Origin of the sequence: Zhongshania sp. R06B22, assembly GCF_040892595.1 — a bacterium.
GTDB lineage: Bacteria > Pseudomonadota > Gammaproteobacteria > Pseudomonadales > Spongiibacteraceae > Spongiibacter > Spongiibacter arctica.
In genome coordinates this window covers 2,267,357-2,293,498 of sequence record NZ_JBFRYB010000001.1, presented here as the reverse complement: position 1 = coordinate 2,293,498, position 26,142 = coordinate 2,267,357, and the positions used below count along the sequence as shown (strand labels likewise).

20 protein-coding genes are annotated in these 26,142 nt (G+C 48.5%); 7 read left to right on the top strand and 13 right to left on the bottom strand.

Features of this window, described 5'->3' with window-relative positions:
• The first annotated feature begins 19 nt into the window (after nucleotides 1–19).
• A complete protein-coding gene (gene modA, locus AB4875_RS10455) occupies nucleotides 20–778 on the top strand; it encodes a molybdate ABC transporter substrate-binding protein (protein WP_368376005.1) in 759 nt (252 codons plus the stop codon).
• A 1-nt stretch (nucleotide 779) separates the two neighbouring features.
• Here the strand turns inward: modA and AB4875_RS10450 are convergent, their stop codons facing one another.
• Entirely contained in the window at nucleotides 780–1,685 is a 906-nt protein-coding gene (locus AB4875_RS10450) for a cation diffusion facilitator family transporter (RefSeq protein ID WP_368376004.1), read from the bottom strand.
• Nucleotides 1,686–2,215: 530 nt separating this feature from the next.
• Here AB4875_RS10450 and corA point away from each other — a divergent pair.
• Both corA and AB4875_RS10440 read left to right on the top strand, forming a co-directional pair.
• Nucleotides 2,216–3,430: a magnesium/cobalt transporter CorA gene (gene corA, locus AB4875_RS10445; RefSeq protein ID WP_368376003.1), complete on the top strand. Its 1,215-nt coding sequence runs from the start codon at nucleotides 2,216–2,218 to the stop codon at nucleotides 3,428–3,430.
• A gap of 95 nt (nucleotides 3,431–3,525) precedes the next feature.
• Nucleotides 3,526–4,215: a VIT1/CCC1 transporter family protein gene (locus tag AB4875_RS10440; RefSeq protein WP_368376002.1), complete on the top strand. Its 690-nt coding sequence runs from the start codon at nucleotides 3,526–3,528 to the stop codon at nucleotides 4,213–4,215.
• Between the two features lie 115 nt (nucleotides 4,216–4,330).
• On the opposite strand, the gene AB4875_RS10435 is transcribed toward AB4875_RS10440, so the two are convergent.
• The 4 genes from AB4875_RS10435 to AB4875_RS10420 all read right to left on the bottom strand — a co-directional run bounded on the left by AB4875_RS10435 (nucleotide 4,331) and on the right by AB4875_RS10420 (nucleotide 12,241).
• Nucleotides 4,331–5,086, bottom strand: a complete 756-nt coding sequence (locus AB4875_RS10435; protein WP_368376001.1) for a 4'-phosphopantetheinyl transferase family protein — start codon at nucleotides 5,084–5,086, stop codon at nucleotides 4,331–4,333.
• Nucleotides 5,087–5,096: 10 nt separating this feature from the next.
• On the bottom strand, nucleotides 5,097–6,482 hold the full coding sequence (locus AB4875_RS10430) for a glycosyltransferase (RefSeq protein ID WP_368376000.1): 1,386 nt from the start codon (nucleotides 6,480–6,482) through the stop codon (nucleotides 5,097–5,099).
• A 53-nt stretch (nucleotides 6,483–6,535) separates the two neighbouring features.
• Nucleotides 6,536–10,633, bottom strand: coding sequence for a non-ribosomal peptide synthetase (locus AB4875_RS10425; RefSeq protein ID WP_368375999.1), 4,098 nt, complete (start codon nucleotides 10,631–10,633; stop codon nucleotides 6,536–6,538).
• A gap of 606 nt (nucleotides 10,634–11,239) precedes the next feature.
• Nucleotides 11,240–12,241 carry a sulfotransferase family protein gene (locus AB4875_RS10420; protein ID WP_368375998.1) on the bottom strand — a complete coding sequence of 334 codons (1,002 nt, stop codon included), beginning with the start codon at nucleotides 12,239–12,241 and terminating at the stop codon, nucleotides 11,240–11,242.
• 623 nt (nucleotides 12,242–12,864) lie between these two features.
• On the opposite strand from AB4875_RS10420, the gene hemH reads away from it, so the two are divergent.
• Nucleotides 12,865–13,944 carry a ferrochelatase gene (gene hemH, locus AB4875_RS10415; RefSeq protein ID WP_368375997.1) on the top strand — a complete coding sequence of 360 codons (1,080 nt, stop codon included), beginning with the start codon at nucleotides 12,865–12,867 and terminating at the stop codon, nucleotides 13,942–13,944.
• Between the two features lie 89 nt (nucleotides 13,945–14,033).
• Here the strand turns inward: hemH and AB4875_RS10410 are convergent, their stop codons facing one another.
• Complete coding sequence (locus AB4875_RS10410) at nucleotides 14,034–15,278, bottom strand: tyrosine-type recombinase/integrase (RefSeq protein ID WP_368375996.1); 1,245 nt, start codon at nucleotides 15,276–15,278, stop codon at nucleotides 14,034–14,036.
• 408 nt (nucleotides 15,279–15,686) lie between these two features.
• Between AB4875_RS10410 and AB4875_RS10405 the strand changes: the two genes are divergently transcribed.
• The 3 genes from AB4875_RS10405 to nhaB all read left to right on the top strand — a co-directional run bounded on the left by AB4875_RS10405 (nucleotide 15,687) and on the right by nhaB (nucleotide 19,768).
• Nucleotides 15,687–17,336, top strand: a complete 1,650-nt coding sequence (locus AB4875_RS10405) for a phosphoethanolamine transferase (RefSeq protein WP_368375995.1) — start codon at nucleotides 15,687–15,689, stop codon at nucleotides 17,334–17,336.
• Entirely contained in the window at nucleotides 17,323–18,054 is a 732-nt protein-coding gene (locus tag AB4875_RS10400; protein WP_368375994.1) for a phosphatase PAP2 family protein, read from the top strand. The genes AB4875_RS10405 and AB4875_RS10400 overlap by 14 nt, the downstream gene beginning before the upstream one ends.
• 208 nt (nucleotides 18,055–18,262) lie before the next feature.
• Nucleotides 18,263–19,768: a sodium/proton antiporter NhaB gene (gene nhaB, locus AB4875_RS10395; protein ID WP_368375993.1), complete on the top strand. Its 1,506-nt coding sequence runs from the start codon at nucleotides 18,263–18,265 to the stop codon at nucleotides 19,766–19,768.
• Nucleotides 19,769–19,867: 99 nt separating this feature from the next.
• Here nhaB and gspG read toward each other — a convergent pair whose 3' ends face one another.
• From gspG to AB4875_RS10360, 7 genes are all read right to left on the bottom strand, one after another.
• On the bottom strand, nucleotides 19,868–20,320 hold the full coding sequence (gene gspG / locus AB4875_RS10390; protein ID WP_368375992.1) for a type II secretion system major pseudopilin GspG: 453 nt from the start codon (nucleotides 20,318–20,320) through the stop codon (nucleotides 19,868–19,870).
• Between the two features lie 143 nt (nucleotides 20,321–20,463).
• Nucleotides 20,464–21,498: a protease SohB gene (sohB, locus tag AB4875_RS10385; protein ID WP_368375991.1), complete on the bottom strand. Its 1,035-nt coding sequence runs from the start codon at nucleotides 21,496–21,498 to the stop codon at nucleotides 20,464–20,466.
• Nucleotides 21,499–21,555: 57 nt separating this feature from the next.
• Nucleotides 21,556–22,212, bottom strand: coding sequence for a hypothetical protein (locus tag AB4875_RS10380; RefSeq protein WP_368375990.1), 657 nt, complete (start codon nucleotides 22,210–22,212; stop codon nucleotides 21,556–21,558).
• Nucleotides 22,213–22,219: 7 nt separating this feature from the next.
• Entirely contained in the window at nucleotides 22,220–23,920 is a 1,701-nt protein-coding gene (locus AB4875_RS10375; RefSeq protein ID WP_368375989.1) for a FimL-related protein, read from the bottom strand.
• A 239-nt stretch (nucleotides 23,921–24,159) separates the two neighbouring features.
• Entirely contained in the window at nucleotides 24,160–24,885 is a 726-nt protein-coding gene (dnaQ, locus tag AB4875_RS10370; protein WP_368375988.1) for a DNA polymerase III subunit epsilon, read from the bottom strand.
• Nucleotides 24,885–25,337, bottom strand: coding sequence for a ribonuclease HI (rnhA, locus tag AB4875_RS10365; protein WP_368375986.1), 453 nt, complete (start codon nucleotides 25,335–25,337; stop codon nucleotides 24,885–24,887). The genes dnaQ and rnhA overlap by 1 nt, the downstream gene beginning before the upstream one ends.
• Nucleotides 25,312–26,109: a class I SAM-dependent methyltransferase gene (locus AB4875_RS10360; protein WP_368375985.1), complete on the bottom strand. Its 798-nt coding sequence runs from the start codon at nucleotides 26,107–26,109 to the stop codon at nucleotides 25,312–25,314. Before AB4875_RS10360 ends, rnhA begins: the two co-directional genes overlap by 26 nt.
• Between the last annotated feature and the right edge of the window lie 33 nt (nucleotides 26,110–26,142).

Below are 26,142 nucleotides of genomic sequence, written 5' to 3'. Positions count from 1 at the left end.
GCCACAAATAAGGAAAACAATGACTAAGTTCGCCCAGCTAATAGGCACGCTCTGCTTGCTGTTTGCCGCAGGGGTAAGTACGGCAGAACAACTTATGGTCGCGGTTGCTTCCAATTTTACTGCGACGATGCGCGAACTCAGCACCGCATTTACCAAGGAGTCGGGGCATACCCTGAACATTTCCTTTGGATCGTCGGGTAAATTTTATGCCCAAATTATTCATGGCGCACCATTTCAAGTTTTTCTTTCCGCTGATCAAAGTAAGCCTGAGGCACTTATTGAGGCTGGCTTTGTTGCACCGACCAGCCGCTTCACCTACGCGCTCGGCGCCTTAGCCCTTTGGTCACCGAAGACCGACCTTGTCGACGCAAGAGGCGATGTTTTAAGCGGCGGCAACTATCGTAAATTGGCCATCGCCAACCCCTTGCTAGCACCATACGGCGCCGCTGCCGTTGACGTTTTACGCCATTTAAACCTGGAAGCGTCAACACGCTCGTCTTGGGTAACCGGCGAAAATATTGCCCAAACCTATCAATTTGTCAGCACTGGCAATGCCGAGCTTGGCTTTGTTTCCTTATCGCAAATTATGGACCAAGGTCGGCTTACAAGTGGCTCAGCGTGGATTGTACCCAAAGACCTTTATCGGCCCATAAAACAAGATGCGGTGCTGCTAAAAACGTCGGAGCATAATGCCGCTGCTCAGGAATTTATGGCCTTTTTAAGGTCAACAAAGGCCAAGTACATTATCCGCTCGTATGGGTATCTGCTAGCAGACTAGATCAGTTGTGATGATCATGGCTTTTATCTGCAGCTGAATCATCGCGACATGACTCTTCCGGAAATTCAAATTCGATTGTTGTATGACTAAGCGGATGAACACTCATCAGCTCTGCAATAGTCGACTTCAACTTCACTAACTCCGCCTGTTCATAATTTTGATTTAACAGTAGGTGGGCAGTCAGTACATGCTGCTCACCATCGAGTGACCACAGGTGGAGGTGATGAATATCACTAACATGCTCAAGCGTCGATAATTGCTGCTGAAGTTGCTCGCGTAACTCATGGTCGGGAGTTGCCTGCAAAAATAGGCGAAGGGTCTCAGTAAGGTTTCTAACAACATTAAATAAGATAAAGAGTGTAAAACCGATCGACAAGATGGGGTCGAGTATCGGCAGTTCTACAAACATGAGAACGATAGATACGAGGAATATTGCGACCCATCCCAGAACATCCTCCATCAGGTGCCAGTTCAGCATCCGCTCATTAAGGGTTTTACCGTCGCTGAGTTTATACGCGGCGTAACCATTCACTGCGATACCCAAAATAGCCAATCCGAGCATACCAGTTGCGTCTGGCATCTCTGGGTTTACCAGACGGGGAATAGCCTCACTCATCACCCACACGGAGCCCAGCACTAAAATCACGCCGTTAATTAAGGCGCCCAATAGTGAGAAGCGACTAAAGCCATAGCTAAAACGGGTACTGGCTTCTTTGTCGCCAAGCTTGTTAAGACCCCATGCCATACCAATAGCAAGACAGTCGCCCAGGTCGTGTACCGCGTCAGCCATAATCGCAGTACTGTTGGTTAACCAACCGCCAATGAATTCAATAATGGTGAAGCAGAAATTCAGCGCAAAGGCCCAGCCTAAGCGTTCAGACGCCGTATGGTGATGATGATCGTGCATATTATTGCCACTCCAGAGCGCAGAAGTGAGTGTGTCGCGCAGCTAATGTGCCAGAGGGTAAGCTGTTTCAAGAGCCTATAAAAGTAGTTTCTATTGTGAATATCTTGATATAGCTGGGCCATCCTCATAGCGCTCTAACTAGCCTTAGCGACGATCTCGTTTCATGGCAATCGATGGGGACGTACTGGCCAGTCTGGGCCCATCGTTATTATAGGGCGGGTAAACCTTGATCGAGATCAAGCATAGCGTTGATATCAGCAGCGCCATTGATACGAATCGTGGGAGGCGTGGTATGGTCGGTTAAGATTCAAACTGCATTATTTGTCGTCGCTTAAGGAATATCTATACCGATATCTACCTCGCTGGGCGCACAATGCCACCATCGCATAGATTGCGATCGGCAGCAGCATCCTCCAGTCAGGTAACTTCTGGCGGCATTGCCAACACGTTCGTTCATATTGATCGCAACAAACACTAGAAAAACCTCGCACCCAGCGATTTAGCATTTTCCTGACAAATTAGGAGTGACTATGGCCAAAGACGCGCACCTTACGATAGGGCGAGCTATCGACAGCGCGATGGCGACTGTGGGGCGGGGAGGGCAGTTGCTGCGCTCAACTTTGGGTTTGTCTGGCATCAGCGGCGATCGTAAACACAGTCGCCGAGTCACACCGGGGGAATTGCCAGGCATTGATCATATTGCCAATATTCTTGAGCCGCCGGCCCCAGGAAGCGTCGCTATAAGCTATACCGACTACTCTGCAACGCGGATCGAAAGTGGTGACATCGCAGATCTAGATGAGTTCTTAGAAAAGCCCGTGCCTGACTGGGTGCAAGTGCGGTGGCTGAATGTTAGCAATTTAAATCCCTACGTTGTTAATCTGTTTCGGCATCACTACGCATTTCACACCTTGGCGGCAGAAGATGTGCTTCATATTCCGCAGCGGCCCCGCATTGAAATATTTGATGACCATATTTTTGTGGTACTGCGCATGCTTCAGCTTGTGCAGCATGAAGTGGTAGATCCACTGAGTGATTCAAGCTTAGATACTGAGCAAGTCAGTCTTTTTCTGTATGACAATGTACTAATCACCTTTCAGGAAAAGCCCGGCGATGTCTGGCAACCCATTCGGGACAGGTTGCAAAACGAGGGCAGACGGATTAGAAAAAGCGGCACTAGCTACTTACTTTATGCGCTGCTAGATGCGGTTGTCGATCACTGCTTTCCGGTACTGGAAAAGTATGGTGACGTCCTCGAAGAGCTTGAGTTTATTACCCTAGAAAACCCTAGCCCGCAGGTATTGCATCGTATTCACTCCGTTAAACGCGAGCTCGCATTAGTACGGCGAATTGTTTGGCCTATGCGCGAGCTTGTCGACCAGCTGTACAGAGAAGAGGGTGACAGAATTGAGGACTCAACGCGGCCTTATCTGCGCGATGTTTACGAACATACTATTCAGATAGTTGAGATCATAGAATCGTATCGGGAGATGGCAAGCGGTCTAACCGATCTTTATATGTCGGCCATGTCAAACCGCATGAATGAGGTGATGAAGGTCCTCACCATTATCGCAACCATCTTTATTCCATTGACATTTATTGCCGGCGTTTACGGCATGAACTTTCAGAATATGCCCGAGCTAGCTTGGCGCTGGGCTTATCCCGCACTGTGGGTGGTGTTTACTTTGCTGACCGCCGGAATGTTATTTTTCTTTAAGCGCAAAGGCTGGATCGGCAAGACCTAGTTCAGACTAGAGCACCGGCCATCCAGCAAAAGTAAACACGATGCCGCGGCGCGTATGCGCGCTTAGAGGACTAATACGGTAAAGGAAGAGATCATATGTCCCATGAGGAACATCATCGCCAACATCGCGTTGGCTGGTTAAGAGCCGCTGTTTTAGGAGCCAATGACGGTATCGTATCAACGGCAAGTCTTATTATTGGGGTGGCCTCGGCAAACTCAGGGCACAACGCCATTTTAGTCGCTGGTACCGCCGGCCTAGTCGCCGGCGCTATCTCTATGGCCGCAGGTGAATACGTCTCTGTTTGTTCGCAGGCCGACACCGAAAAGTCAGATCTCTTGCAGGAACAACAATCACTAGAACAAGATTATGAAGGTGAAGTTTTCGAGTTGGCGGAAATTTATCAACAGCGTGGCCTAGAGGCAGAATTGTCTGAGCAAGTTGCGCGGCAATTAATGGCGCACGATGCTCTAGCCGCCCACTCGCGAGATGAAATAGGAATTTCCGAAATAAGCAGTGCGCAGCCCATAAGCGCTGCGATTTCCTCAGCCCTAAGTTTTACCTTAGGCGCAATACTACCCTTGCTCACAGCCTACCTCTACCACGGCAGTAGTTTACCAATAGCAGTGGCTGTTTTGTCATTAGTATTTCTGGCAATGCTTGGGGCACTTTCTGCGGCATTGAGTGGTGCGAAAATACTCACTGGTATAGCGCGAGTTACTTTTTGGGGAACACTGGCAATGGCTGTAACCGCTATAGTCGGCCTTGTGTTTGATGTTGCAGTTTAATCGACAGGGACCCTGTTAGGCTTAAAACATAAACCCAAAAAATATAGCCGCATCAGCAATTACAAGCTGATACTTTATGCGCTTTCTTTCAGCGTAATTTCTGATGTGCTTGCGATCACTGGTGAGCTCTAGTGGCGATAGCACACGAATTAGGTAACACCCAACTCAGTATGGTCTCGGCACTTTCTTGCCAATAAACCGTTATAGTGTCGCCTTTTAAGCAACGGGGTGATAAGTCGCGCAGCAGTATCAGCTGCAGTTCGCGGCTATCAATACTAATAGCTGACACCCCCACATCGAGAAAATCAAAATAGTGACCGACTGCGGGATAGAGCGCTTTGAAAAGTGATTCTTTGGCGGAAAAGATCAGCGTTAGTCCCCGCTCGAATCTTGAGAAGTTTGCCGATACTAATTCGAACTCAATTGAAGACAGGATGCCGCTGGCTAGTGAAGTCGACTCACTAGCAGAAAGATAAGACTCAAGATCGATTCCAGCTGAGATTCCCGCCGACACGCCAGTCGGGCGCAGTATCATCATACAATAGGCGCTGCTGCTGTGATGGGTAATCGATCCCTGCACTGAAGATGGCCAAACCGGATTACGATGCTCACCAATTTCAATGACTTGCGGGGGTAAACCTAATTTTATAAAAGCCAAATTTGCAGTAATACGACCCGCTAAAAAATCGGCTTTGCGTTGAACGGACGCAGTCTGCAGGGATGCAGGAAAGGGCACTTTGTAATGGCGATATAAGGCATCGTTATAGTGTTTAATATCAAAACGACAGTGAGCACAAACACCCTCAAAACCCGGGAGCGTCAAATAGTTTGCTGAGCTTACAAACAGGGACAGGGTATAAGCGGCATTCACCAGGCTTGCACTAAACGGTACTTGCGGAGTTCATGCTTGCGTTTTTTTTCGCTCCGTCGCTATTGACGCTACTTTCCTGCTCCAGCCGGCTAGCCTCAGTATCTATAGCTTTATCATTGCCATGAGTCGCAATTTGATCCAAGAAACCCCATTGTTTTAGTAATGCCATTGCAGTTTGCACTCCATCTTCTTTGGCTACTTTTTGCGAGAGTTTAACTGCAGCTACTTGCATCACATCGCTACTTGCGAGGTCTATGGCCTGCGCTAGGGCAAGCGCCGTCAGCGTGCTGCGTTTAAGCATTTTGGGTGCGACGCCATTTTGCTCTAGTCGCCACGCCCAAAACGGCTGGTCACCAAAGAAAGGCACAACAACCGATGGAATGCCGGCTCGAATAGTGGCGGCAGTTGTTCCCGCGCCACCGTGATGCACAGCTAGGGCGACCTGAGGAAATAACCAATCATGCGGCGCGCCGTCAATAACGAAAATATTAGGATTACTATGGGGCTGTGCGGTCAGTCCGCCCCAGCCAGTGGCTAGGATAGCGCGGCGACCGGTTTTGGCTACGGCCTCATAAATGATGGCACTGAGGTTGTCGGTGTCATCACTTAGCATACTGCCAAAACCGATATAAATTGGCTTGTCGCCATCAGCTAAAAACTGTTGCAGCTCCTTGGATGGTTGCCACTGTGACTCGCCATTAAGAAACCAATTTCCGCAGACTTGCACACCCCCGGGCCAACTTGGCGAGGCCGGAAGGAGTGCGGGACTGAAGCCATAAAGAATACGGCGATGTTCAGCTTTTTGACGATAATAAGGGCCATACCACGGTAGGGCACTTAGCTTTAAGGACTTGCGAACCGGGCCATAAGCCGCGCTAAGCATTCGCCATGTAATGACCCGAAGCACGTGGTAGAGCATTTCATTGACAGTGCCAATCCGGGGCTTTTCTGGCGGTGTGAGCATCATTGGCGGAATGTCAGCGCAGGGCGTGACCGGCTGCAAATGGGTTTCTACTGCTGGGATATTTAGCGCCTCACCAAGTGAGTTTGCTAATACCGCCATCATGCCATTGCCCAAGAGCAAGTCGGCATCTTTTGCCGCCGCCAAGCCTTCGGCAGCCCAGTGCTGGGACATATCTTTAAGGTGACGGCGCGCCGTCGTCATTAAGGCCAAGGGGTTCAAGCCACGCTGAATCGCGCGGGGATCTTTCGCCATCACTTCAAGAAAGTCGGCTGTGAGCGCCGAGTAAGTGAGGCCATGCTGGGTAACTAGGTTTTCGCAGGTTTTACCACTGGCAATACAAACCTTATGACCGGCGGCTTGCAAGCCCAGACCCAGAGCAATAAACGGTCGAACATCACCCTGCGTGCCAATACTAAAAATTGTGATATTCATTAATCGCCCGCCTGCCCGTCAAGGCATATTCTAGTGATAGTCATATCAATACTTTAGGCCGTGAGTGAATCGGCAATTAAAGGCCCAATCAACTCTAGAGGCTCTGCATCAAACATTTGTTGGTGATGGCAATCCACACTGTGAATATTGAGATCGCCAACGTGCTCACGCCACACCTCAGCATTATTCTGCAGCACATTACTCATATTGGTCTCTGCGGTTTGGGCAGCGGCAATAAACAGCATATCGGCGTTGATTTTACCCGGCACAAAATCTCGGGATATCGCCAGATTATTTTCAATAATTTGGCGAACACCCTCAATGATATTGCCGTTGCTTTGCTGCATTTCTTTCACAAAGGGTAGGTTGTAAATATCGTACTCACGACATAGCAACTCGGTTAGCTCCGCCATATTTTCTGATCCGACCGGAAGCGAATCCGCAGCTAAGCCCATAAAGCTCAAGGCGCTTTTCACCAGCTGAACTTCATCGGTCTGCTGATCTTCACCCTGCACATAGGGGTAGGCGTCGAGCACGGCAAGATAGCTAATCTCTTCGCCATCGGCTTCTAAGCGTCGGGCAATTTCATGCGCTAATAAGCCGCCTAATGACCAGCCCAGCAATTTATATGGCCCCGTCGGCTGAATTTGACGAAGGTGTTCAATGTATTCGCTAGCCATTTCCGCAATGCTCTGCGGTAGAGCGCTGGAATCGTCGGATAGGAACTCGGCGCTTAAACCTCGTGCCTGTACACCATACAAGAGCTGTTCGCTACCTAGGTGCCGAGTTAAGCCACTGTATGCCCAACTTAATCCGATCACTGGATGAATACAGAACAAAGGCGATGCAGTCCCAGTCGCCTTAAGCGGCAGCATCATACCGAGAGGGTCAACTGTTTGCTGATGTTGTAACTGCTCACTAAGCTCCGCAATTGTACTCGCCTCGAAGATAGCGGCGAGGGGGATATCTCGCTTCATTAGTTCTCGTAAGCGAGAGACCATTTTCGCCGCAGTGAGGGAGTCGCCGCCCAAGTCAAAGAAACTATCATGGACACCGATGCGCTCAAGCTGAAAGACATCACACCACAATTCAGCTAGCTGAGTTTCAACAGGATTGCGTGGGGCAACGTACTCACTAGTGTGCTGCCATATAGGCTCGGGAAGGGCCTTGCGATCTAACTTGCCATTGACGTTAGTCGGCAGAGTATCAACAAACACGAAGACTGACGGAATCATATAGTCGGGCAGAGTCTTCTCAAGTTGTTTGCGCAACAATACGGTATCTATATCTGGAGCTACGCCATCTTTACCTTTGTTAGCTATGATGTGAGCGACGAGTTTTTTGTCGCCACAGGGGTGTTCGCGCAACGTCACCACCGCTAGCTGCACGCCATCACAACGTTGAATATTTGCTTCGACTTCTTCTGCCTCTACTCGAAACCCACGAATTTTAATTTGAAAGTCGTTGCGGCCTAAGTACTCCAATACACCGTCTGAACGCCAGCGAGCCAAGTCACCAGTTTTATAAAGCCGGCCTTCACCAAAGGGATTGCTAAGGAATCGTTCTGCCGTTAGTTCTGGTCGATGCAGATAGCCTTTGGCAACCCCTGCGCCACCAATAAACAGCTCACCAATAGCGCCCAATGGCACTGGTTTCATAGCTTGGTCAAGCACATAAACTTGGGTGTTTCTTATTGGCCGGCCGATAGGCGGACAATCTAAGTCGTCGCCATCTAAGCGCATTATTGTTGACCAAATGGTGGTCTCGGTGGGCCCATACAGATTGACGATGGGGTGGCCTAGTGTGCGCATTTTTTGAGCCAACTGTGCCGGTAGCGCTTCGCCGCCAACTAGCGGCCTTAGCTGATGTAACTGCTCAGCGTGGTCTTGCATTAATGCCTGCCAATGCGATGGTGTCGCCTGCATAACAGTGACTTGTTCAGCACTGATTAGCTGCGCAAGCTTTGCTGGATCGATTGCCACCTCACGACTGGCGATCACCACCTGGGCGCCTACAAGTAGGGGAAGATAAAGCTCCAGAGCGGCAATATCAAAGGCCACGGTGGTTAAGGCCAGCAACTTATCAGTGGGCTGAATATTCAGTTCATCTTGCATTGCCAAAAGGAAATTCAACAAGCCAGCATGGCTTATCTCGACGCCCTTGGGGCGCCCGGTTGATCCCGATGTATAAATGACATACGCGCTGGTATCGCCGCTAATAATCGGCGTGGCGAAAGTTTTTGGCGCTGACGCCGCCTCAGACACAAAACTAGGTTCAGCCGCATCCAGCTCAAGTATTGAGGCATTACTTCCGAGTAAACGGGGGCTTATATCAGAGGACGAGATAATAAGATCCGGCTGTCCCTCTTCCATGATAAGGGCCAAGCGCCCAACCGGGGCGTTCGGGTCTAATGGTAAATACGCCGCGCCAGATTTCATCACGGCCAGTAATGCCGTCGGCATTGACTCATCTCGAGGCAGGGCAATGGCAACGATACTCCCGGGGCCTATACCGCGGGCGATGAGCCGCTGCGCGAGCTGGTCAACACTATTTTTCAAGCTTTGATAACTCAGGTATCTGTCGCCACTTTTCAGCGCAACCGCGTCAGGTGACTTAAGGGCTTGTTCTTCAAATAGCGCCAGTAAATTGGTGTCGGGAATGGGCTTGTCAGTCTGATTCCACTCATGAAGTAATTGCTGCTTCTCGCTTGCGGAAAGCAGGTTTAACTCGCTAACGGCAATTGTTGGTTCCTGAATTACCGCATTGATAAGGCGTACAAAACGATCGCGATGAGTATCCAGCTCGTCCTGGCTGTAAAGCGCCCGGTTAGCATCTAAATCAATGCGCAGACCTTCGTTATCACCGCGGTCATAGATAAAGATGGTCAGATCTTCGACGGTGCCATTACTCAGATTATGCGCAAGACATTGATGGCCGCCAAACCGCAAATCATAATCAAAGGGTTCAATATTTACCCCAACCCATGAGATTTGCTGACCCTGCCCGAGCAAGCCTAGCTCGCGGCGAAGATCCTCATAGCGGAACTGCTGATGGCGCAAAGACTGACGGACAATCTTGCTTACTTGGCCAAGTAAGTCATAAAGATTGAGCTCTGCACTCATGGCCAAACGGATTGACACCGCATTGGCCATCATGGCCGGCACACTGCGCATATCGCGATTGGCTCTGGCCGTCACCGGCATACCAAACACTAAATCCTCGGCGCCGGTCATCCTATAGATATAGGCCCCAAATAGGCTAATAAGCACTTGCGGGAGACTCGCCTTCGATTCCTTTCCTAGTTGTCGCAATGTTCTGCTGGTATCGGCTGACAATCTGGCAGTACTGCGGCGTAAACCACCAGCGCGAATCGCGTTATGGCGGGTTAAGGAGACAGGGTCGGGGAGAGACTTAAGTTGATCTAGCCAATAGCTTCGATCACGCTCATGGCGAGACGATTCGCGGTATTGGGTTTCTTGTTGATGCTGCGTGTCTAGTGGTAAAAACGGACTTGAACCTATGTCACGATCTTCGAGCAAAGCATTGTAAATTTCAGCGCAGCGCCTAGCGATGATGCCTGCACCAAAACCATCCAAAACAATATGATGACTGCGCTGATACCAAAAAAAACCGTTCTCACTGACTTTAAATAAGGCGCAAACCCAAAGGGGGTCACAGGCGAGATCCACCGGCTGGCTTAGTTCGTTCATCATCCACGCCTCAGCCGCCGCGCGGGGGTCGGCAGCATCGCATAGATCTACAAATGGGAACTCGCCCTTATAGTCATTTAGTATTATTTGCTTAGGCCCGTCTTCGGTGTCATGTATTTCCACCCGGGTTGTTTCTGCTTCCAAGGTGATCTGTTTGAGTGCAGACATGAATATGTCGACGTTGATGTCACCAAGAATTTCGCAGTACTCGGCAATATTATAGATCGCGTCTCTAGGACCGATTTTTTCGCCAAACCAGAGGCCGCGTTGCGATTGCGCCAAGGGTAGATGCTTAGCCTCAGGTGACAATACGGTACGATGATTAGGGCGCTGAACTTTTAGGGCTTTATAGGATTTTGCGCTGAGGTCAATGTAGTCATTGTCACCACCGGCGCGAGCTACTGCCGGAGAGCGTGATTTTGCGGCAATGCTTTCGGTCATTAAATTAATCTCTTTAGCAAATATATTTACGTTTAAATAAGGCGGTAGGCATTAAATGAATAATTTCCAGCCGAGACGACAGCGGCAAAAGGAAAGGGGCAGGGCAATCAATAAGCGAGCAGATCAACACGTATTTAATTGGGCGTAATGCTTTTACCCTAGCGCCTCACATCGAGGTAAATGTAAGGATAAAAACATTAACTACAGCCCTAGCACGTCCCGGCTCACGACCCGTTTTCCTACTTTTGGCTGTCAGTACATAATACGTATTTATACTTAGAAATTGTTACACCTTTGTGTGACATAGCTCACATGAACAGATTTTAATGATGCCACTTTTGGCCACATAGCCCACGTATTACACACCGAATACAGTTTGTGAAGTGCCCACATCTACAATATGTGCAATAGCGGCATGTGTCATAGAGGGGATAAAGGCAAGGGCGCGAGGCTCAAGTATTTTGCTCACTTTACAACTAGGCGGCAATACCAGCATAAGGGCGAGATTGAATATCTTCAGTCTCAGACCGTCATCGCGGCGAGCGCCGCTGATGGCAAAAAGTGACCATCGCAAGGTGATACCCGGGCCGGATTACACTTCAGTAATCACTCGCCAAGAGGGTATTCCATTGCCTTTTCTACCAAGCGATCCAGTGACTCTTGGAAGTCTTTTAATACCGGGTTTATATTATTGCGCTGCTTCACCTCAAAGATTTCCTGCATGTCGGTGATAGGCAAATCTAGCAATGCTTTAAGGGACTGCATCGTTGCCTCTGGATCGGCGACTAAATCCTGGTAATCTATTTCTATGGCGCGGCTAGCCGGCATCACCGCAAGCTCCTTGCGGTAAATAGCGACCTGCCGTGCAACGTCCTTCGCTAACATATTGCGAGCCAACCTAGCACTATTGTTTCGCCCGAGTACTTTGCGTAAGCCCCGCAATATTAACCAAGCAATATAGCCACTGCGGTAGCCGCTGCGGCCTTTACCCTTATCTAATAAAACCTCAAGATAGTCTTGTGGTCCCTCTAGGTAGGCGAGGAGGGCATTCAACATGCTGTTTAGCACCGCAATAGGTTCGCGGGAAATATAAATAAAACGCGCTTCGGGGTAGTAGCTTAGGATTTTCTTGGCATTGCCCGTGTCCCAGGGATTCTTTAACAACACCGCCTGCTTATCGCTTTGAACCGCCAGTAATTTCTGACAGAGGGTGGCAAACAATGCCGCGTTCTGGTCGCACAATTTAAACGTGGCGGTTTTTTTGCGCAGTAAAAAGCCATATTCTTCAACCGCATCGGCATCAATAGTGGTGCCGTCGATATTTCTGTCGCTAATACCACGCTCAGCGAAAAACTGATTAAGCTTGTCTTTGTCTTGCTGCTCTGTCGCTTGGTCTTTATTAGTGAGAAGACGATCAAAATACAATAAGTGGTAAAGACTTAAGTGCGCTAGGGGAAATGACTTTGCAACGCAGTCATAGAGAAATGTCGTCCCAGACCGATGTAGCCCCATGATAAACACAGGCCTTACCGGTACTTGGCTTAGACTATCCAATCTTGAGGCATCTTCATTGCTAGCCGGAAAATTTGGATCTATACGGTGCTTCATTATATGACTCAATCTAGAAGGCGAATTTAAAAATGATTAATTAAATCATCGCGCAGTCTACGCAAATAAGAGCAGTAAAAACCTGACAGTGTTAACACTAACAAGCCCCAGCACTTAAATCGTCATCACTGTTCAACCGATTTTCTTGGCGCCAGCATCGATTCAGACAGTGATTAGAGTAATAAAAACATCGTCGATACCCAGCAAAAAGTCCTTTTAACATTAGCTTTAGCTAGCGGATAATACGCGACTTACTTCTTTACCGGAAAGCAGGCCTTTGGCCTTATTATTCGAAACCGCGAGCTCGGCGCTAAGGTAAACGAGCGGTCTCGGTTCTGCGCAGTGCTTTAGCTCTTGGAGCGGCCGAATTCCATCCTGAACAAATACTAAGACCGCAAATTCACCGTTGGAGGTGGGCCGTTTGAGATATTTGATGCTCACCACAGTGGAGGTTATACTCTTAGCGAAGTAGGCACACGGTTGGCACTACCGGACCGTGAGCGGGAATTCAAAGGATCACAAATCAAAGATCTAAACCCATTAACCTCTGACCTACTAGTTCAAAGCTCTGACTCCATTGACCTTCAATATCTAGCGTATCAAATGCATCTAAGAGTTATTACATGAAATACCAAGGCAACCCAGAATTCTCCCATAAGCAACACGACAAAATTGGTATCTTGATCACCAATTTGGGCACACCAGACGCCCCCAAAAAAGCCGATTTGAAACGCTATCTTCGGGAGTTTTTGTCCGACCCCCGAGTTATCGAGGTCCCACGCCTATTGTGGTGGATGATTCTGAATCTGGTCATTTTAAACATTCGTCCGAGGCGCTCCGCCAAAGCATACGGCACAGTCTGGACAGACCGTGGCTCACCGCTTTTATTCCATACTCAAGATCAGGCAGACGCCCTGCGACAAAAAATTCAGCAAACTCGCGGCGATACGGTATTGATTGAGTTTGCCATGCGGTATGGCTCACCATCAGTTGATTCCGTTATCGAAAAAATGCTCCAACAAGGCGTTCGCAAGCTATTAGTTTTACCGCTATACCCACAATATTGCGCCTCTACGACAGCCTCTACTTTTGATGCTGTGGCCGCCAGCTTCTTGAAACAAAGGCTGATACCGGAATTACGTTTCATTAATCACTACCATGATTTCCCTGCCTATATTCAAGCGGTGGCAGACAAAATTCGGCGGCACTGGGAAGTACATGGCCGCGCAGACAAGTTGATATTCACCTATCACGGCATTCCGAAACGCTATCTGCTTAATGGCGACCCCTATCATTGTGAATGCTATAAAACCGCGCGGCTGTTAGCTGAAAACCTTGGTTTAACTAAAGACGAGTATCTGGTCAGCTTTCAATCTCGTTTTGGCAGGGAAGAGTGGCTACAACCCTATACCGATAAAACGCTAATGGCGCTTCCGCAGGAAGGCGTAAAATCAGTTCAGTTAGTCTGCCCTGGTTTTTCAGCGGATTGCTTGGAAACCATTGAAGAAATCGGCATTGAAAACCGCGACTATTTTCTAGAAGCCGGTGGCGAACGCTATGAATATATACCTGCCCTCAATGCTGAAGCCGGTCATATCGATATGATGGCTGAGTTAATCGAGCAGCACTTGCATGGCTGGTCTGCTTGCGATGACACAGCGCAACGTGCTCTCTTAGCAACACAGCTAGGCGCCCAACAGTAATAATTTACTAGCGGAATCCTCCCGCTCAGCCTTCGTAGTGAAGCGATTGGCGAAGGCTGAGAAGGGCGGAGGTCAGCTGCAGAATTAGCTCAATCTACTTTGCGCAGCTTACCACTTAGCGCCCTAACCCGGTTTTCGGTTTGCACATACACGGTATCAGTGGTCGCCATACTTGAGTGGCCCAAATCTTCAGACAAATCTTTAAGGGCCCGTCCGCGCTCTATTTCCATGCTGGCACCGGTGTGCCTTAGCCAGTGAGTGGACGCCTCCTTTAGTTTCCTCGCCTTATCATCACCCTCCGCGCGGCGCATTTTTTCGTAGGCCAAATCGAATATATCTTGGACGATGCGAGTTAACTGGCGTGACGTCATCCCGCCTTGACCACGTATTTTCTCGACTATGGGATGATTTTCACCAGCAGAAGGGAGGGGGCTTAAACCTCGGAACTCACGATAGCGCTTGAGATAAGCAATAAAGCTATTGGGCACTGTTGTGTCCCTTAGCTTACGACCTTTGCCGTAGACTTTTAGCCACCAGTTACCGTCGGAATCCTCCCAAAAGTGACTCATAACCGGCGACCAGTTCGCGCGCTCCGAAAGCTCAGATACCCTCAAAAAAAGCGTTTTTAGCGCGCAAATCACAAATAAACTGCGCTCATAGAGATAATCTTCCTCGGCCTGAGCAAGCGCCACGTTAACTACATATTGCCATTGGGCCTCCGTTAAACGTCGAACTTCCTTAACCTGAGAATCCTTAATAAAATGCCGACAATCGATCTTCGCGATTTGCGCCGGATTGCCGTATAGATACTCTTCATTCATCAAGTACTTATAGAACGAAATAATAGCCGTAAAGCTTGCGGTTAATGTCTGCTGCGACGGACGATATTTTTTCTTATCGGGCTGCTGACCACTCGCGGCATTATTTTTCGGAACTTTCAGCTTGAAGGGGGCCCATTCGCTATTCTGAACGAAGCTGCCGTTCCGGAGCTGAAATTTTTCATAATTAGCAAGACAGATCCAAGATACCGGGGGCTGCCAGCAGAAGTCGGCGTATTGCAAAATATCAGCTTTTCTCAGCTGATCCATAGGCTGAGCTTTAAACAAAAAGATCCAAAGTAGAAAGCGCTCCGTTTCATTTCGGAAACGGGTGAATGTGTGCTCTGATTTATTTCGACCAATGTAGTCAAGAAATTCTCGGCCCCAGGACCAGTGACTTAACCACCAAGGTTCACCAGATTTTAGGAATGCTTCCAGCTCCGAATAATCACTGAAATTGAATTCCCTAAGTTCCGTATACGTCGGGTATAGCGGTGTTGGTGTTGGAATTGCCATCTATATTCTCGCTGTATTTACATAGCTGCAGGTGCTTATGCCTAATACTACAGATATTCCATTGTTATTTCTAATACTGTTTAGTATTCGACATAGAGTGTGTATTGAGAGGATGTTACAGCTATACAGGCTTTCCGTGTAACCGCGCCATACTCTAAACCCTAACTATGTTGACAGGCATCTGCGAGGTTTCACTTTACTCTGCCTCATTCCCGATAGTTAATCGAGAATCTCACGAGTACAAAACGCTACCTGATTGAAATAAGCCAAGATGCAAGAGATCACCGTAACCGTTACCTCAGACGCCGTTCCCGGGCAACTCTTAAGACTTCCTTAATTATATCTCCCTAGTATATGCATGCACTTTAGATTCATCTGCATCCTGACTAAGAGATACGATCAAAACCGATGAAATACCAAAGTAATCGAGCACCCGGTTTTCGCTTAAAGCCTTATCAACTGTTAATAGTCGTCGCGTTGTTTTTAACAGCAACCGCCAATCTGACGTTCTTCACGCGTGTCCTAGAAATATACCCTTGGGCAGAAAATACGGCCTTTCTCAGCTTCTTAGGCCTTGCCACTTTTGCTAGCTTGCTATTTCTAGCGGCTCTATTCAGTTTGGTATTGCCTGCAAGAATCACAGCCATTGTATTTTTGATCGCGGGCGCTATGAGTTCTTATTTTGCCGATAGCTTTGGGACGGTCATCGACGCCGATATGCTACGCAATGTTATTGAGACTAACCCATCGGAGTCTGCTGATCTGATGACAGGCTCGCTGGCAACAAGGCTTCTTCTAGTGGGAATACTGCCGGCGATTATGGCATGGCGATTTGGTCCACGCTCTAGAGGCTTGACTCATGCGCTGCTAAGTAACTCCGCGACTGCCGTGGCTGCTTTGATCATGGTTGCCGCCAGTATCTCTATGTTCAGTAGCCAATACGCTAGCTTTTTCAGAGAGCACAAACAGGTTCGCTACTATATAAGCCCCGCCTACCCGCTGTATTCTGCATTGCAACTTGCCGCTAGCTCCCTACCAAAGAGCGCGCCGCTACCCTTTCAGTCGTTAGGAGCAATGGCCAATATCTTAGAGACCCCGAGCGCACATTCAGAGCTGGTTATTCTGGTGGTGGGAGAAACCGCAAGGGCGGATCATTTCTCACTGAATGGATATTCGCGAAATACTAATCCTGCGCTGGCCAAAATCGATCGTTTAATCAGTTATACCCAAATTCAATCCTGCGGCACGTCTACAGCTATTTCGGTGCCCTGCATGTTCTCTTATTCTAGTCACGATAGCTTCGACGTCCAAAGCGCACACAACACCGAAAATGGTCTGGACTTGCTCCAATCAGCGGGAGTTAACGTACTTTGGCGCGATAATAACTCCGACTCAAAGGGCGTTGCTGATCGAGTTCCTTTTGAAGATTTTCGCTCGCCAGAGCGCAATCCGGTATGCGATCCCGAGTGCCGTGACGTTGGTATGCTGGATGGATTGCAATCTTATGTCGACGGCCAAACGGGAGATATTTTAATTGTGCTCCACCAAATGGGCAGTCATGGGCCTGCCTATGCACAGCGTTATCCTGCCGAATTTGAAACGTTTACACCCGCCTGCCAATCTGGCGAGCTGTCGGAGTGCAGCCAGCAAGAGATTATTAACGCCTACGATAATACCATCCTGTATACCGACTTCTTTCTATCGAAAGTGATTGCCTTCTTACAATCAAACGCTAATCGCTACGAGACATCGATGTTTTATGTAAGTGATCACGGTGAGTCACTGGGGGAGTCTGGCGTATATTTACACGGCATGCCCTACAGTTTTGCACCCCGCGCCCAAACACATGTGCCGGTGCTCGCCTGGATTGGCGAAACATCGGACATCGACTACGGGCAAAGCAAACTATTGAAAGACGCGCCAAATACTCATGATGCGGTTTTCGATACGCTGCTTGAGGTTTTTGAGCTAACAAGCGACTTGCTTCCGTCAGCTGAGGCTAAGCTGCTTATGCTCAAGCCAGAGGAGGATGAGGAAACTGCAAATGTCTCCCGTTAAACATATTGCTATATCACTCCTTATTTTAGCTGTGGTGATGCTTATTTTTGAGTTTACTAATCTCGATCTCTGGGTGCAGGCGCTGCTTTACAATAGTGAGACCCAAAGCTGGGTGCTAGATACCTCGCACCCTATTCTTCATTTCATGCTCTATGATGGCCCTAAGAAACTCTTGGTAATTTTTGAGATAGGTTTACTTATTGCCGCAGTTTTTTTTCATAAGCGGCCGCTTATTAAGTCTTATCAACAGGGGATTTTAATCGTCTTGATCGCACTGCCGTTGGGACCGTCTTTAGTGTCATCCCTAAAAAGTACCACCAATGTATCCTGTCCCTATGCGCTTACTCAATACGGTGGCGATCTGCCATATATTGGTGTCTTTGAGCATTACCCTAGCGACCAACAACCCGATAAGCGGCAGCGATGTTTTCCTGCCGGGCATGCGAGCGGCGGCTTTGCTTTACTTGCGCTGGTTTACCTTATGAAAACGCCGCGTAGAAAACGCCAAATGCTAGTCTTTGCCATCGCTGCGGGGTCCTTGATGGGAGGGTATAAAATGGCAGTAGGTCATCACTTTTTAAGCCACACCCTGGTGTCTATGATCCTGTGCTGGTTTGTCGTTAATCTAGTTGCCCTTCTGGTTCTGCCATGGCCAGACAAACACCGGCATGCGGCTGATGACTTTTTGCAAGAGGCCGCCTGTGCGAAACCGGAGTGAGATCAAAATTAAGCGTACCCTTGTGCAGCTCTTATGTTGCAGCGCTGGCCGCAAGCAATCGTTCAATCAACAGAGTCCGCGGCCGCCATCAAAAGCGGTTACCACTAATTCCCACCCGCTTCGGAATGTATTACGAGTACCCCCAATTCTTAGCTTGGCTGACGTCACGTCATCTGCGCCCGTATGATAAATAGATAGGATTATAATTATGGATCAAAGCTTGGTGCGTGCCTTTGCGAGCAATTTTCTGGGAAATGCGCCACAGTGGTATAAAAAGGTCATCCTTGGCTTCCTTATTATTAACCCGCTTCTGTTTTTCACAGCGGGGCCATTTGTCGCCGGCTGGGCACTAATTGCTGAGTTTATCTTTACCCTAGCCATGGCGCTAAAGTGTTATCCACTGCAACCGGGCGGCTTATTAGCACTTGAAGCGATTGTTATCGGCATGGCAAGCCCCGAAAGCGTGTACATGGAAGCCAGAAATAATTTTGAAGTCATTCTGTTGCTGGTGTTTATGGTGGCGGGCATCTACTTCATGAAGGATTTGCTGTTATTTGTGTTCACAAAGTTATTGCTGCGCATCCGCTCTAAGGTTGCATTGTCGCTGGTCTTTTCTGGTATGGCGGCATTTCTTAGCGCCTTCTTAGATGCATTAACTGTTACTGCGGTGCTTATTGCGGTCGGTATTGGTTTTTATTCCGTCTACCACCGTGTCGCTTCTGGTGGGCATCATTCACACAGCGATCACGATCACGGGGACGACAACAAAGTCACCGAACATTCGCGCTCCGACCTAGAACAATTTCGCGCGTTCTTGCGAAGCCTGCTAATGCACGGCGCTGTGGGTACCGCACTTGGTGGTGTTTGTACCTTGGTGGGTGAGCCACAAAACCTCTTAATAGCGGAAAAAATTGGTTGGAGCTTTGTGCATTTCTTCAAGGTTATGGCGCCCGTTTCCATGCCTGTTTTATTTACTGGTTTACTAACCTGCGCCCTACTAGAGGTTTTTGGATGGTTTGGTTATGGTGCAAAACTGCCCCAGACTGTACGCAGTGTTTTACTTGAATATGATCAAGCCCAGGATGAGAAACGCAGCCCTGCAGATGTCGCCGAACTTATTATACAGGGCATAGTGGCGGTGTTTTTGGTGGCCGGCCTTGCATTGCACTTGGCGCCGGTTGGGCTGATTGGCCTAACCGTGATTGTGTTACAAACGGCATTTAATGGCGTTGTCGACGAACATCGTATTGGCCATGCGTTCCAGGAGGCCCTGCCCTTCACTGCTCTACTGGTTGTGTTCTTCGCCATTGTTGGCGTTATTCACGAGCAGCATTTATTCACGCCCATTATTGATGCGGTACTGGCGCTAGAAGGCCAGACTCGTACAGTGATGTTCTTCGTTGCGAATGGTTTACTCAGCGTCATAAGTGACAATGTATTTGTGGCGACGGTCTACATCAATGAAGTCAAAGCCGCATTTGATGCAGGTAATATCAGCCGTGAAGAATTAGAGCATCTGGCGGTGGCGATTAATACCGGCACCAATATTCCAAGTGTAGGAACACCCAATGGCCAAGCGGCGTTCTTGTTTTTATTAACATCCGCGTTGGCTCCACTGATTCGCTTGTCTTACGGCAAGATGGTCATTATGGCTCTGCCCTATACCATAGTGATGAGCAGCGTCGCCTTACTGTCAGTGTGGTTTTTTAATTAAGACCTTCGCCGCCAAGTGAAAAAAAAGGGCCTTTAGGCCCTTTTTTATTAAGTAAAATATTCAAATGAATATCTAATATCTAATATCTAAAAACGCAGCTTAATCAAAATAATTTTCATCACTCTGAAACCTAAGAGCCTTATCTTCATTCAGCTCTTCACCACCTGATACACCGTCGGCACCCAAGGTGCTAACTGTAAAACCTGGCGGCGCTGCGGAGCTTTCATAGAGATATGTATTATTCCAAGGATCGTAGATTAACGTTTGGCGGTTTATATACGGGCCTCTCCAAAGGGGAGTAAGCGGCGCCGTTGTTGGCTTTTCAAATAGGGCAATCAAGCCTTGTTCAGTGCTTGGGTAACGATTGTTATCCAGTTTATACTGATGCAGGGCCATCGATATCCGCCGGAAATCATTGTCTACCTGCTCATTCATAGCTGACCCGATGCGCTTATTGACCATCACTCCAACGACCAGTGCGATAGCGGCAGAAATCGCTAAGGCCAACAACACCTCCCAACGTTTTATTCCCTGCTGTCTATGTCTCGACATTCTGCTATTGTGCCTAGCGACTTCGGTATAATGTAGGTTAGTCAAAATTACCCGCTCTTAAAACATAAGACTATATTGTCGCCAGAATCCCGGATCTAAAATAAATTGGGCGACAGCGATAATTTGCTATCGCTTTGCTCCACTTATCCCCAGTAACGATTTTGGCTTAATTTACCTAGCATAGTATTTAAAGTTCGGTTAAATGCACTTTCTGCGGCAAAACCAAGGCGCTCAGGCAAGCTGCGCTTTTGGCGATACTTCACTGAAAATAAATCAGTGTCCTTGCGCTTACTCAGCAGATAATCGTCGCTGGTAGACAGTTCATCGATCAACTTTTCATCTAAAGCACGCTTACCATACCAAACCTCACCGGTGGCAATATGATCGATGTCTAGCTGTGGGCGATTTTCACTAACAAATTCTTTAAAAAGAACATGGGTGTCTTCAAGTTCTTCTTTAAATTTTTGACGACCTTCATCGGTATTCTCACCAATCATGGTCAGGGTGCGCTTATGGGCGCCGGCCGTGTGAAGCTCAATATCCACGTCGTGTTTCTTTAGCAAGCGATTAAAGTTAGGGAGCTGGGCAACCACGCCGATAGACCCAATAACCGCAAACGGTGCCGCTAAGATTTTATTGCCAATACAGGCCATCATATAGCCACCACTCGCGGCAACTCTGTCAATTGAGATAGTCAGCGGAATGCCCTGGCTTCTAATACGCTGCAATTGTGAGGAGGCTAGACCATAGCTATGCACCATACCGCCGGGGCTTTCTAAACGTAGTAAAATTTCATCTTCAGGCTTGGCAACGGTTAACACTGCAGATATTTCATGGCGTAAAAACTCCACTTCTGAAGCGCTCATATCACCGTCGAAATCCAGCACGAATAAACGTTTTCGTGGCGCTTCGGTTTTATGCTTACGCTCTTTCTTTTCGTGCTTTTTCTTGGCTTTATGCTCTTTCTTAAAAGTGTCTTCGTCAAGAATTTCAAACTTGAGCATGTCTTCCCAGTCCTCAAACTTATGGTTTAAGGTGGTGACTTCTATATGTCCATCGCTGCTCTCACGCTTATTGCGCTGACTCGCTACGGCGATGGCACTGACCACAACGATAACGGCAATAAGGATGGTGACCGACTTGGCCAAAAATAAGCCGTATTCCAGTAAAAATTCCAACTACGTACTCCCGAGATTTTAAAAGTGCCACATATTGGTATGTCAGTGAGGTGCAAGTCAAGCCGGCCAGTTCCCTAAGGCCTTGACCGCAATTGGGTTTTCAGCCTGAATAAACAGACCACTGCGTCCCAGATAGACATTGTATTGGGCGCCATCGACCATAGGCGCAAACACCGCATTTCCGTAGTCTGCATCAACCCACTTGTGTAAATATTCATTGCTGCGCAGCCAGTCCCAAATATCAACGGGCTCGGAAAGATTGATAAGATAGATAGTCCGCGCCAAATTGCGCTCTTCTTCAATACTTTGATAGCGGCCTGACAAGCGCTCTAGACGGTAAAGGTTATTGAAGCCCAGCCGTGCCACAGCAAGCTTCCAGCGGACAACTCTACTGTCAAGCTGCCATTGGTCGCCCATCACTAAGAAGGTCTGTAGCGGCTCATCGTTAACGGTGTCGACACTAACCATAAACTGTTGCGCAGTTTTACCCGACACAAAAACTCTTGCGACAAGCTGCTCGTCAGCTAAATGACGGTAGCTATAGACATCCTTGGTAACAACAACCGCCATGCCGGTAAAACTGACGGACAACAATACCGCCACTAAACCGCTAAAAACGTGACGACGCAGGCGGATAAAGGCCAGAAAACACAGTATCAGGCCGACGCCCGTGATTATCAGTAATAGTTTGTCCAGCCCTATCATCGTATCCATACTCTTACTACATTGCCCTTAGTGTTGCGATACTGTCTTCTGCAACCAGAAGAATGCTCTCATCGGCAATATGCCGTCGACCTAACTCATTCAAATAATATTCAATGCTGATCATGGCATCGGCGAGGGTTTCTAGGGCTTGTACATCTGAGGCCGGATTGACGGTTTCTCGGCCGACAAACCTAGCGATAAACTCAGTTGCACCCTGGGTCAGTTCGGGTAGTTTATGCGCGTTTATCATCACAAAAGCGCCCCGCACGGAGTCAAGTAAATGAGGGAGATTAGCGATATGCTGATTGTCAAAACCCGAATCGATATACGCCGAGATCGCTCGTTTCACTAAACTTATCGCCGCCTTCGACTCTTCAATGACAATGCTGCGTGCTTCGCTGACCTGATTATCAGCACTGATCTCGTCACGACGCTCCAAGGATATTTCGCCCAGGTCTTCATAGTTTAATTTGCGGCGATCAATTTGTGCCAGGCTGCCATCTATAAACAGTAGGGTTTCGGCAAGGTCTTCAAGCCTGCTGCGCTCTTTACTTAAATCACAGCCCACCAAGGCATTTAAGGCCTCGACATGGTCGCTTAAGGTGCCTGCAAGGGCGGGTAAATTAAGTACGGCGAGAATATCAGCGCTCTGTTTTAATACTGAAGTAAGTGGCAATAACTCTTCACTTTCACTGCGCTGGTGTTGTGCCAATAATTCCAAAACATCCTTGGCGTGTCGCAATTCAGTTCGCAATTCATGAATAACCGACGACACTGTGTCGTAGCTCAGTCCCAACATAATGCCGCGATAAGTCTTTAGCTGCTCATCATTGACCTCAGCCACATGAATTTTTGCCGCCTTGAGCACCTTGTCCACAAGGCCTTCTCGGTATGAACTCACACTAAGAAGAAACACTATTTCCCGTTCTAACACTTCGTTAAGGGCTGGTCGGTTTTTTAAGCGCCCCCGCATCAACCCTTCTAAACCCGCCAATACGCGTTTGCGATGTGGGTTCAGCTCCAGACCGTGATTAACAAATGCGTCTAGCACCGCATCGGCCAACAGCCAAAACCGCTGCTGTGGGCCTGGGGCTATCGCTCCGCGTAAACGCCTGACGGCGCGGGACATAATAAGCAGCTGCATTGGGATGTGGGCGTCGCGCAGTAAACCCAGCAAGCCACTTTGATAAAGATGACTAATCCGTTTTAAATTGGCGTTGAATTCGGGTTCGGCTAAAGGCTTAGTCCGCAAAGTAATATTGGAATCGCGGCTGAATAAGTGGTCATGATCTTTGCAGAAATAACTATCGGGCAACAGCAGTTGATGGTGAGCGACCCGCAATTCATTGACGTGGGAAATCACCAATTGAGGGATTTCTGACTGTCTGGACTGGACAAACTCGAGGTACCTTGGCAGCACGAAAAAAGCAGTGCTCAAAGCGTTTAACTGACTCTCTGGTACGGCGACCACGCTTTTCAAAATAGCGCTGCACAGCATACGCATTTCATCGGCTAGCAAAGCCGCACCTGAAATTTGCAGCATGCGCAGGGTGCCGCCTACTTGGCGCAAATTCGCTTCGCACTGCTCTAACAATGCTAAATTGTGGCGTTCAGACAGAAATGTTTCAAAAACATTGGTGGCCTGTTGCAAGGTTTTACCCAACTCATCTGCCACCATGGCATATGAACTGGTATTGATCTCTACTTTCGCTCCCACACAACATCCTTATAGCCCCTCTGGGCTTACCATCAAGTTTTGCTTTGACGCTCAAGGCGATTCTGAACAGCGCTGCAGCAACTCTAACGAGACTAGCACAACGCTTCCAAAGCCTCCTTTAACTAACGGTTATTTATAGCCTGTTTAGCATTAAACGGATGCAAAGCACAGTATTATTAAGCGTAGAGTCTGGGTATACCGGAGGCTCTATGGCGCCAAGCCGCTCTGATAGCTATACATTACTCTTGCGGTGGCCGCTGCCACACGCAATTGCCATCACTGGCTTTAGCCACTTCGGCTAATTGTTTTTGATGTAAAAGCAGCTCCTCTGCGCTCGCACGAACGACGCGCAAGCTTCTGGGAGCGCTATCTAAACGACGGTGATCGCTGGCGACCCCGCCTTCGTTCTGCTGCGAGCCATCATCACCTGCAAGGGCCAGCGCGGTTTGACCGCCGGTCATCATCAAATAGACGTCAGCAAGAATCTCTGCATCTAATAATGCGCCATGCAAATCCCGCTGTGAATTATCGACGTAGTAGCGCTGACACAATGCATCGAGACTATTGCGCTGCCCCGGGTGCTTTTGGCGCGCCATAATAAGGGTATCGATCACCCCGCAGATGGTACTGATCTTTGGCGTTTTGCGCCGCAACAATGCAAATTCCGCATCGATAAAGCCTAAATCGAAGGGTGCGTTGTGAATAACAAGCTCGGCGCCGCTAATGAAATCAAAAAATTCATCGGCTATTTGCGCAAACCGAGGTTTGTCTGTGAGCATCTCGTTAGTGATACCGTGCACTTCGATAGCACCCGCATCAATCTCTCGCTCTGGGTTTATATATTGGTGGTAATGACGTCCAGTCAGCCTCCGATTGACTAGCTCTACGCAGCCAATTTCGATAATACGATGTCCGGAAGCATGATCTAGGCCGGTGGTTTCGGTATCCAGTACTATTTGTCGCATCAGGCTTTCTCTAATTCATCAATGCCGCGATTGGCGAGCATATCGGCAATATCGTTTTCACGGTGGCCGCTATGCCCTTTCACCCAGTGCCATTCAATATTATGCCCTTGGGTCGCAGCATCTAGTTGCTGCCATAAGTCAGCGTTTTTAACCGGTTTTTTAGCCGCTGTTTTCCAACCACGCTTTTTCCAGTTCACCATCCACTCAGTGATCCCGAGCCGCACGTATTGGGAATCCGTGGTTATAGCCACCTCGCAGGGACGTTTTAATGCCCGCAAGCCTTCAATCGCTGCCATCAACTCCATACGGTTATTGGTGGTGGCTGCTTCACCGCCGAACAAATTGCTCTCTTTTCCCTGATACCGCATTAACGCACCCCATCCACCGGGGCCTGGATTACCGCGGCAGGCGCCATCGGTAAAGATTTCAACTTTCTCTGGGACTTTGTTCATAATCTGCTCGTGATTCTATGGTTCGGGTTGCTCCTGCCATCCGAGGATGACGGAGGATTTTTGCCCGACGAGCTAAATTTTGTGCCGAGGGACTTAACGGAGCGCGGTATTTTGTCGCGCTAAGGATGAAAACACCACCCATAGGTAAACTTTTTGCGGCTGGTTTATGTGACATGAAATAACTCGGGCTACTTACTGGCAGGCGATGAAAGCCATACTCCACCACACTGACCTCAAAGCCCAGCAGCGACAACCAGTCTTGTAAGCGGTGGATTGGCAGTCGATGATTCTGCCACATTGGGCTGCCTTTAAGACGGCCAAGCACTCCGCGCATTGCCAAAAAAGAATAAGGGTTGATCCCACAGATGACCACTTTACCGTGAGGGACGATGACACGTTCCACTTCACGAAGCACTTTATGAGGATTATCTACAAACTCCAGTAGATGATGTAAGACAACAACATCTTGTGATTCGCTAGCGACCGGTAGGTGCTCAAAATCACATAGTACATCGAGCACTTGGCTCAGTCCGTAATGCTGCATTCCCCCCAAACAAAATTGACGTTGGAATACGTCACTGGCGATCGGGCAGCGCTCTGGTATTACGCTCAAATTCAATAGATTGTATTTTGCAGTCGATGCATCACTAATCGCGTCAGCAATTAACGGCCGCTCTTCAGCTAATACCGTTCGTCCAACTGGACCCTGAAACCAGTGCCGCAAGGCTGGTAAAAGGACTTCAGGTGAGTGTTTAGTACGCCAATATGCCATGATTTTCCCCTACTGAGCCCCCAGCTACGCCTA